The sequence below is a fragment of the Sutterella parvirubra YIT 11816 genome (genome assembly GCF_000250875.1).
GTDB classification, from domain to species: domain Bacteria; phylum Pseudomonadota; class Gammaproteobacteria; order Burkholderiales; family Burkholderiaceae_F; genus Sutterella; species Sutterella parvirubra.
The window spans coordinates 2,099-8,868 of record NZ_JH605005.1 but is presented as its reverse complement, the minus strand read 5'-3'; the positions used below and the strand labels follow the sequence as shown (position 1 = coordinate 8,868).

The 6,770-nt window shown below is 67.8% G+C and carries 7 protein-coding genes and 1 pseudogene; 3 read left to right on the top strand and 5 right to left on the bottom strand.

Annotated features, from left to right (window positions below; all coding sequences use genetic code 11):
• The first annotated feature begins 40 nt into the window (after window positions 1-40).
• Window positions 41-361, top strand: coding sequence for an H-NS histone family protein (locus HMPREF9440_RS08370; RefSeq protein WP_050816190.1), 321 nt, complete (start codon window positions 41-43; stop codon window positions 359-361).
• 84 nt (window positions 362-445) lie between these two features.
• Here the strand turns inward: HMPREF9440_RS08370 and HMPREF9440_RS08365 are convergent, their stop codons facing one another.
• On the bottom strand, window positions 446-1,678 hold the full coding sequence (locus tag HMPREF9440_RS08365; RefSeq protein ID WP_008543286.1) for an NAD(P)/FAD-dependent oxidoreductase: 1,233 nt from the start codon (window positions 1,676-1,678) through the stop codon (window positions 446-448).
• A gap of 152 nt (window positions 1,679-1,830) precedes the next feature.
• Here HMPREF9440_RS08365 and HMPREF9440_RS08360 point away from each other — a divergent pair, with 152 nt between their 5' ends.
• Both HMPREF9440_RS08360 and HMPREF9440_RS08355 read left to right on the top strand, forming a co-directional pair.
• On the top strand, window positions 1,831-2,427 hold the full coding sequence (locus HMPREF9440_RS08360) for an NUDIX domain-containing protein (protein ID WP_245523597.1): 597 nt from the start codon (window positions 1,831-1,833) through the stop codon (window positions 2,425-2,427).
• Between the two features lie 21 nt (window positions 2,428-2,448).
• Entirely contained in the window at window positions 2,449-2,979 is a 531-nt protein-coding gene (locus tag HMPREF9440_RS08355) for a GNAT family N-acetyltransferase (RefSeq protein ID WP_008543284.1), read from the top strand.
• A gap of 21 nt (window positions 2,980-3,000) precedes the next feature.
• Here the strand turns inward: HMPREF9440_RS08355 and HMPREF9440_RS08350 are convergent, their stop codons facing one another.
• The 4 genes and pseudogenes from HMPREF9440_RS08350 to HMPREF9440_RS12185 all read right to left on the bottom strand — a co-directional run.
• Window positions 3,001-3,609 carry a TetR/AcrR family transcriptional regulator gene (locus HMPREF9440_RS08350; protein WP_008543283.1) on the bottom strand — a complete coding sequence of 203 codons (609 nt, stop codon included), beginning with the start codon at window positions 3,607-3,609 and terminating at the stop codon, window positions 3,001-3,003.
• Window positions 3,610-3,664: 55 nt separating this feature from the next.
• Window positions 3,665-4,264: an ABC transporter permease gene (locus HMPREF9440_RS08345; RefSeq protein ID WP_008543282.1), complete on the bottom strand. Its 600-nt coding sequence runs from the start codon at window positions 4,262-4,264 to the stop codon at window positions 3,665-3,667.
• Window positions 4,261-6,131, bottom strand: a pseudogene (locus HMPREF9440_RS08340) (ATP-binding cassette domain-containing protein). Before HMPREF9440_RS08340 ends, HMPREF9440_RS08345 begins: the two are co-directional and overlap by 4 nt.
• 13 nt (window positions 6,132-6,144) lie before the next feature.
• A partial coding sequence (locus HMPREF9440_RS12185; protein ID WP_008543279.1) for an HlyD family secretion protein occupies window positions 6,145-6,770 on the bottom strand: 626 nt, incomplete at its 5' end.

The window sequence follows — 6,770 nt, the reverse complement described above, 5'->3', positions numbered from 1 at the left end:
TCCGATCAACAAAACTTCCTTTTTTGAGGAGATCACTCCCATGCCCACGCTTGAGCAGATTTACGCCGACATTGAAAAGATTGCCGCCGACCGTCTCGCCATCAACGAACGCGAATCGGAACTGCGCAAGGCCGCGGTTGAAGAAGTGCGCAAAGTCGTGAAGGCCCTGAACATCACTCAGGAGGAACTCTTCGCCGAACCGCGCGCGCCCCGCGTCTCGCGCCCCCGCGGCGAAACGGTGCCCTACTACCGCAACCCGGAAAACCCGGCTGAAACCTGCGGCAAGCTGGGCCGCAAGCCCGCCTGGTACAACGAAGCGCTCAAGCGCGGCGTGAGCCAGGAAGAAATGCGCATCAAGTAATCAGGTCCTGTTCGGACTGAAAAGAAAAACCCGCTTCGCCGGAGGTCCGGCCGAGCGGGTTTTTCGTTATTGGGGTGAAGAGCCTCAGCGGAGGAACCGGTCCGGGCGGACGGCGTCGAGAATCGGGAGGCGTTCTTGCGCGATCGCCTTCTTTTCGATGAGGTCCGCCGTCATTTCCGCGAAGAGGAAGGCGCCTTCGGCGCCGTGCATGCCGCCCGCGCAGTTCCAGAAGAGGTCCGGGACCGCGGGATCGGGCCCGAGGATGGGCCATCCGTCCGCGGTCGAGAGCACCGACTGCGCGTAGTAGCGGGCGCCGTTCCAGTCGGCGCCGTTGGGGAAGTAGGTCATCATCCGCTGCCAGAGACGGCGGTGGTAGTCGTCCAGCTCCAGCTCCGAGCGGTGTCCGAGGAGCCACGGCCCCACGACGCGGAAGTGTTCGCCGGAGGGCGCGGCGAGGAGGTCGTCGTCGATGCGGAGCGCCGCCGGCGTCACGGGCGAGGTGCCGGTTTTGAGCGCCGTCATGCTCCCGCGCGTGAGCGGAGCGACGACGGCGTTGGGAAGATAGGTTTTGAGCCAGGGATCGGCGCCGAGCCCGGCGGCGATCACGACGGCCTGCGCCTTCTGGTCGCGGCAGTGTCCGGGCCCCTGTACGTGCGCGCCGCCCGTGGGAAGGAGCGACACGGCGCGCTCCATCGAGCTCACCGTGGTGATGTAGCTCGGGTCCTTGACGAGGCGCTCGCGGAGCGTCCTCGCGAGAAGGCTCGCCGAGAAGACGAAGGCGTCGGACTGGAAGGCGGCGGACCGGATGCCGGCGTCCCAGCAGAGGCCGGGTTCCGCGGCGAGCGCGTAGCGCTCGTCCAAAGCGATTTCGCCCTCCAGGAGTTTCGGCGCCTCGGAGGTCGTCCGGCAGGAGAGGATCCCGATCGAGCGGGAGATGGGAAGCCCGTACTGCTCGTGGGCGGCGAGAAGCGACGTCTGCGCGAGTCTGCGGAAAAGCGCTTGGCGCTCCAGGCGGGGCGCAAGGGGTTCCGAGCCCACCTTGGCGAGCGCGCGGATGAATCCCGGACGGCGCATCGCCGTCTTGGCGCCGTAGTGGAGCGCGGCGTCCCCGCCCGACATCCGACGCATGAAGCCCGCGTCGGAGTCGCCTGCGGGCCAGACGCCCCGCACGTCGCCCGACGCCGCGCCCACGTCGAAACTTGCTTCGCGGCAGGGCGCCGAAGCGGCTTCTACGAGGATGACGCGGTGACCGCGTTCGGAGAGGACGACGGAGGTGGCGAGGCCGGTCAGACCGGCGCCGACGACGAGAACGTGCATGGGTGTCGCGGGTTTCGTGGGTATTCGTGAATTCGTTTCAGGATTGTAGCCATAATACTTGGGACGACTACGGGGTCCGCCTGAGCAAAGGCACTTAGGCCGCCTGCGCCCGCAGGCACGACGCCCCGAAACGCATGCTGAAGGAGACAACCGTGCCGATTCCCGTTCTGCCGACGCCCGTTCCCGCCGCCGCCCGCGAGCATGATCCTCTGGAAGAGCGCACCGTCCGACAAGAGGTGCTGTTGGACGGCCGCTTCATCAAGATCCTCCGCGAAGAAGTGAAGCTCCCGGACGACTCGGACTCGATGCGCGTTTTTCTGACGCACCCCGGTGCGGCGGGGATTTTGGTGCTCTACCCGGACGGGACGGTGCTCCTTGAGCGCCAGTGGCGCCATCCGTTGAAGCGTAGCTTCTGGGAGATCCCCGCGGGGAAGCTCGACCCCAACGAGCCCGACCTCGACTGCGCGAAGCGTGAACTCAAAGAAGAGTGCGGCGTGACCGCGGCGAAGTGGACGTCCTTGGGCGTTCTTCACAACGCGATCGGCTACAGCAGCGAGCGGATCGCGATCTTCCTCGCGGAAGACCCCACGGAGGGCGAACAGGCCCTGGACGAAGGGGAGTTTCTGGAGTGCTGGCGCGTGCCCTTTGAAGAGGCGCTCGCCATGGCCGAAGACGGCCGCATCACCGACGTGAAGACGATCACGGCGCTCTTTCGGGCGGACAGGATCGTGCGTCGGCGCGGGGCGTAAGCCGCAAACCGCAAGCCGCCGATGATCGGGAAGACGAAGGAACTGCGGCTTCGCTTTCGGGAAGGACGCGAAGCCGAGAAGACCGTCTGCCGTCCGCTCTTTTTGATGGCGGACGAATCCGAAACCATGCTCGCGCGCTACCTCGACCGCGCGCGGCTCTTCGTGGCGGAATCGGAGGGCGTCCGCATCGTCGCTTCCGCGCTCGTGACGGACGAGGGCGGAGGCGTCGCCGAACTGAAGAACCTGGCGGTCGCGCCCGACCTGCGCGGGCGCGGCGTCGGGCGCCGGATGATCGAGGCGGTGCGGGAGGCGTGCGCCGGACGCTTCCGCACGCTCCGCGTCGGCACCGGGGCCGGGACCCCCACGGTGCGGTTCTACGAAAAGTGCGGCTTCCGCGAAGTCGGCCGGATTCCTGAGTTTTTCACCGAGAACTATCCGGAGCCCATTTGGGAAGAGGGCGTGCTACTTTGCGACATGGCGGTGCTGGAGATGCCGGTCGATCCGGCGGAGTCCAACGAGGCCGACGAATCCGTCGAGTCCGCTCCCCTCTGACGCCTGGCCCGCCCCGAATCCTCATTGCCCGTCGGCCTTCCCGTCCTCCTTCTTTTCGGGAAGCACCAGCGAGAACCAGTCGTCCATGTAGGCGCGCATGTTGAGTGGCCTCGCGCCCCCCAGAAGGCTCTGCCAGAGGATCGCCTGCATGAAGGGCGCCAGCACCATCTGCGGGTGCCGCCGGAAGGCGTCCGGCAGATCCGCCTTCGCCATCGCCTCGAAGAGCGGACCTTCGGGCGAGAGCTGCGGGAGGAGCATCTCGGTGAAGAAGGGCGCCGTGAGCGTGGGGTCGTGAAGGCCCTCGCTCCAAATCACGCGGATCGTGCGGGAGATGGGACCGTTCGCGTTCTCGTCGATGATGGGGCCCAAGACGTGCTCCAGGCGTGCGCGAAGCGTCGCGCCTTCGGGAAGAGGATCCTCGAAGCGGGCGACGAGTCGGCTGACGACGCTTTCGGCGAGCCCCTTGAGGAGCGCGCGCTTGTCGTCGAAATAGTTGTAGGGCGTTCCCTTGGCGACGCCCGCGGCGCGGGCGATGTCCTCCATCCGGGCGGCGGCGTAGCCGCGGGCTTCGAATTCGCAAAGCGCGGCTTCGAGGATCTTTTGTCGGCGGGCTTCGGTTTTGAGGGCCATGATGCGGGTTCCGGAAAAAGGACTTCGGCGGTCAGACGATCTTGTGGCGGAAGAGTCAGGACGCCCAAAGGAGCGTCGCGATCGTGGTGAGGCCGACGGGCGGATAGAGGTGAAGGGGGGCGAGGATGCCGGCGCCTTCGTTGAACCAACTCCAGGCGGTGACCGTCACGGCGTCGGAGGTGCCGGACGTGAGTGCGGCCGACGCCCCGCGGGTCTGCAGGGCGCCCGTCACGTAGGTGCGGATGATGGTGGCGGTCTGGGCGTCGACCGCGTTGATCGTGAGCCCGAGCTGGGCGTCGCCGCGGGCCATGTCGCGCGAGAACCCCGCGGGGATCTCGAGCACCGCGACCACCTCGTGCGAGGCCATGAGACGCTCGGCTTCGGTGCGGCTCGTCGTGAAGACGGGGTCGAACCAGGGCGAGTGGGTGAAGTCCCCGCGGATCGCGTCCCCGGCGGGGCCGGGTTCTTCGATCGCGACGGCGACGGGAATGCGCTCCAAGTCCATCGAGATCCCGTAGCCGTAGATCACGATGAAGATGAGGGGAAGGCCCATGGCGACCAAGAGGACAGACGGGTCCCGGAGGATCTGAAGGGTCTCCTTCCAGAGGAGCGCGAGAAGCCGCGCGAAGGAAAACGGGGTCTTCGTCGAGCTCATGCGCGGTCCTCCTTGGGTGAGGAGGTAGGGGCGGAGGGCGTCTGAACCTCGGGGGAGGCCGGAGCGCTTGGCGTCTCCACGGTCTCACCCGGGCGGCGTCGGCCTTCCTCGACGATCGCGATGAAGGCCTCCCCCATCGAGCGGCGCCCGCGCACTTCGTCGGGGGTGCCGAGCACCAACACCTCGCCCGCGTCCTGGATGAGGAAGCGGCTGCAGTATTCGGCTTCGTCCATGAAGTGGGTCGTGACGATGATCGTGGTGCCGGCTTCGGCCAGGGCGCTCATGCGCCGCCAGAAGGCGCGGCGCGCGGAGAGGTCGGCGCCCGAGGTCGCTTCGTCGAGGAAAAGGATGTCGGGGCCGTGAATGAGCCCGCAGGCTATCGCGAGCTGGCGGCGGGCGCCTTCGGGAAGGTCTTTGGCGAAGATCTCCTCCCAGGGGGTGAGTTCGAAGTCTTGGAGGCTTTTCGCGTAGACCGCGTCGAGCCGTGCGCCCGCGAGCCCGTAGCTCTGTCCGAAGAAAAGGAGGTTCTGCCGGACGGTGAGCTTTTCGTAGAGCGAGAACTTCTGGGCGACGTACCCGATCCGGGCGCGGATTTCGGCCTTGGCGTTACGCATGTCCATGCCGAGGACTTCGACTTCGCCCGATGACGGCGGCAGGAGCCCGCAGAGCATCCGGAAGGTGGTGGTCTTCCCCGCGCCGTTGGGGCCGAGAAGCCCGAAGATCTCCCCGCGGCGCACGTCGAAGGTCGTGTCCGCGACCGCGACGAAGTTCCCGAACCGGCGCTCGAGGCCCGCGACGCGGATCACGACGTCGGAGGCGTCGGGTGAAATGTCGGTGACGGGCTCGATGGCGGGCTCGGGCGCCGGTTCAGCCGTCGGGAGGGCGCCTGGGGCTTCCGGTCCGGCCGCTTCGAACGTGCGCGCCGCGTAGGCGTCTTCGAGCTGGGGCGCCCGCGGGGTGAGGCGGGCGAGTTCGTCCGTAGTGAGCACGGCGCCTTCGGCCGTCACCTTGAGGAGTGCGCCCGCCTGCGGGCGCACGTCGAGCCAGGGGGACGCGGGCGAGACCGCCCGGACGTCGCGCATCGCGCGCCACTGGGCGTGCAGGCCCGGGGCGCTTTGGGGAACGGAGGATGCTTCGGGGTGCGCGAGGAACGTGCGCCCGCGCATGTCGGCCAAAGCTTCCGCAGGCGTCGCGTTCATTTCGAGCTTCCCCGCTTCCATCAAGAGCACCCGGTCGGCGCGCTCGGCTTCTTCGAGGTAGGCGGTCGAGAAGATGCTGCGCATGTCGTGCTCGGCCATCATCCGGCGGATCGTCGCCCAGAGTTCCCGCCGCGAGAGGGGATCGACGCCGACGGTCGGTTCGTCGAGGATCAGAAGGCGCGGGGCCGTGAGAAGTGCGACGGCGAGCGAGAGCTTCTGCTTCATCCCGCCCGAGAGCTTCCCGGCAGGGCGCGCTTCAAAGGGTGCGAGCCCGGTGGCGGAGAGCATCTCGCGGGCGAGGGTCTTGATCTCCCCGCCGGGGACGCCCTTCATGCGCCCGAAGAAGAGCAGGTTCTCCATGCAGGAGAGCTCGGTGTAGAGCCCGAAGCGCTGCGGCATGAAGGCGACGGACAAGGCGAACGCGGCGTCGTTGGGGTCGGGCGTCATGCCGAGGACCGATAGCTCCCCGCGTCCGGGGTGAGGAGCCCGCAGAGCGCCGTCAAAAGCGTCGACTTCCCTGCGCCGTCGGGACCGATGAGCGCCGTCAACCGGTCGGCGGGGGAGAGCGTGAAGCCGATCCCGTCCAGGGCCTTCACGCGGGGGAAGGCCTTGACGAGGCCGCGGGCCTCGAGGATGGGGAGAGCGGCGGGGGCGGCGGGGGCGGCCATGGCGAAGCCTCCGTTACTTGGCGGCGCCCGCAAAGTCGACGGTGACGGGTTGCCCCAACTTCAAGGCGTTCTCGGGGTCTTCGACCGTCAGGCGCACCTCATAGACGAGCACGGTTCTGAGGTCCTGCGTCTGCACCGTCTTCGGGGTGAATTCCGCTTCGGGGCTCACGAACCCCACGACGCCCGTCATCGGGGGCGTGGTGTCGGTCGTGACGAGCGCCTCCGCGCCTTCCTTCACGAACCCCAACTGGGTTTCCGACACCCAGACGCGCACCCATTTCGGGGTCGTCACGGCGACTTCAAAAACGGGGGTCGACGTGGTGACCATGTCGCCGGGTTCCATGAGGCGCGCGCGGACGACGCCCTCCGAGACCGCACGGAGGCGGCTCTGGCGCTCGATGCGGTCCTCCAGAACCGCGACCGCGGCGTCGGCCTGGCGCATCGCGGTCGCCTTCGCGGCGATCTCGTCGGGGCGAAGACCGGTCTTCAATTGCTTGAGCTGTGCGGCCGCCGCCGCGACCTCGCCTGCGAGGCGCTCGGCCGCGTACTGGGCGTCGTCGTAGGACTGGCGGTCGGCGGCGCCCTTCGCCAGAAGCGCTTTGAGGCGGGCTTCGGTGGACTTGGCGGAGGCGAGCTGCG

What these genes read in the sequence shown, in the direction of transcription:
- HMPREF9440_RS08365 (WP_008543286.1), bottom strand. Translation starts at nt 1,678, where the DNA reads ATGCACGTTCTCGTCGTCGGCGCCGGTCTGACCGGCCTCGCCACCTCC.
- HMPREF9440_RS08345 (WP_008543282.1), bottom strand. Translation starts at nt 4,264, where the DNA reads ATGAGCTCGACGAAGACCCCGTTTTCCTTCGCGCGGCTTCTCGCGCTC.
- HMPREF9440_RS08350 (WP_008543283.1), bottom strand. Translation starts at nt 3,609, where the DNA reads ATGGCCCTCAAAACCGAAGCCCGCCGACAAAAGATCCTCGAAGCCGCG.
- HMPREF9440_RS08355 (WP_008543284.1), top strand. Translation starts at nt 2,449, where the DNA reads ATGATCGGGAAGACGAAGGAACTGCGGCTTCGCTTTCGGGAAGGACGC.
- HMPREF9440_RS08370 (WP_050816190.1), top strand. Translation starts at nt 41, where the DNA reads ATGCCCACGCTTGAGCAGATTTACGCCGACATTGAAAAGATTGCCGCC.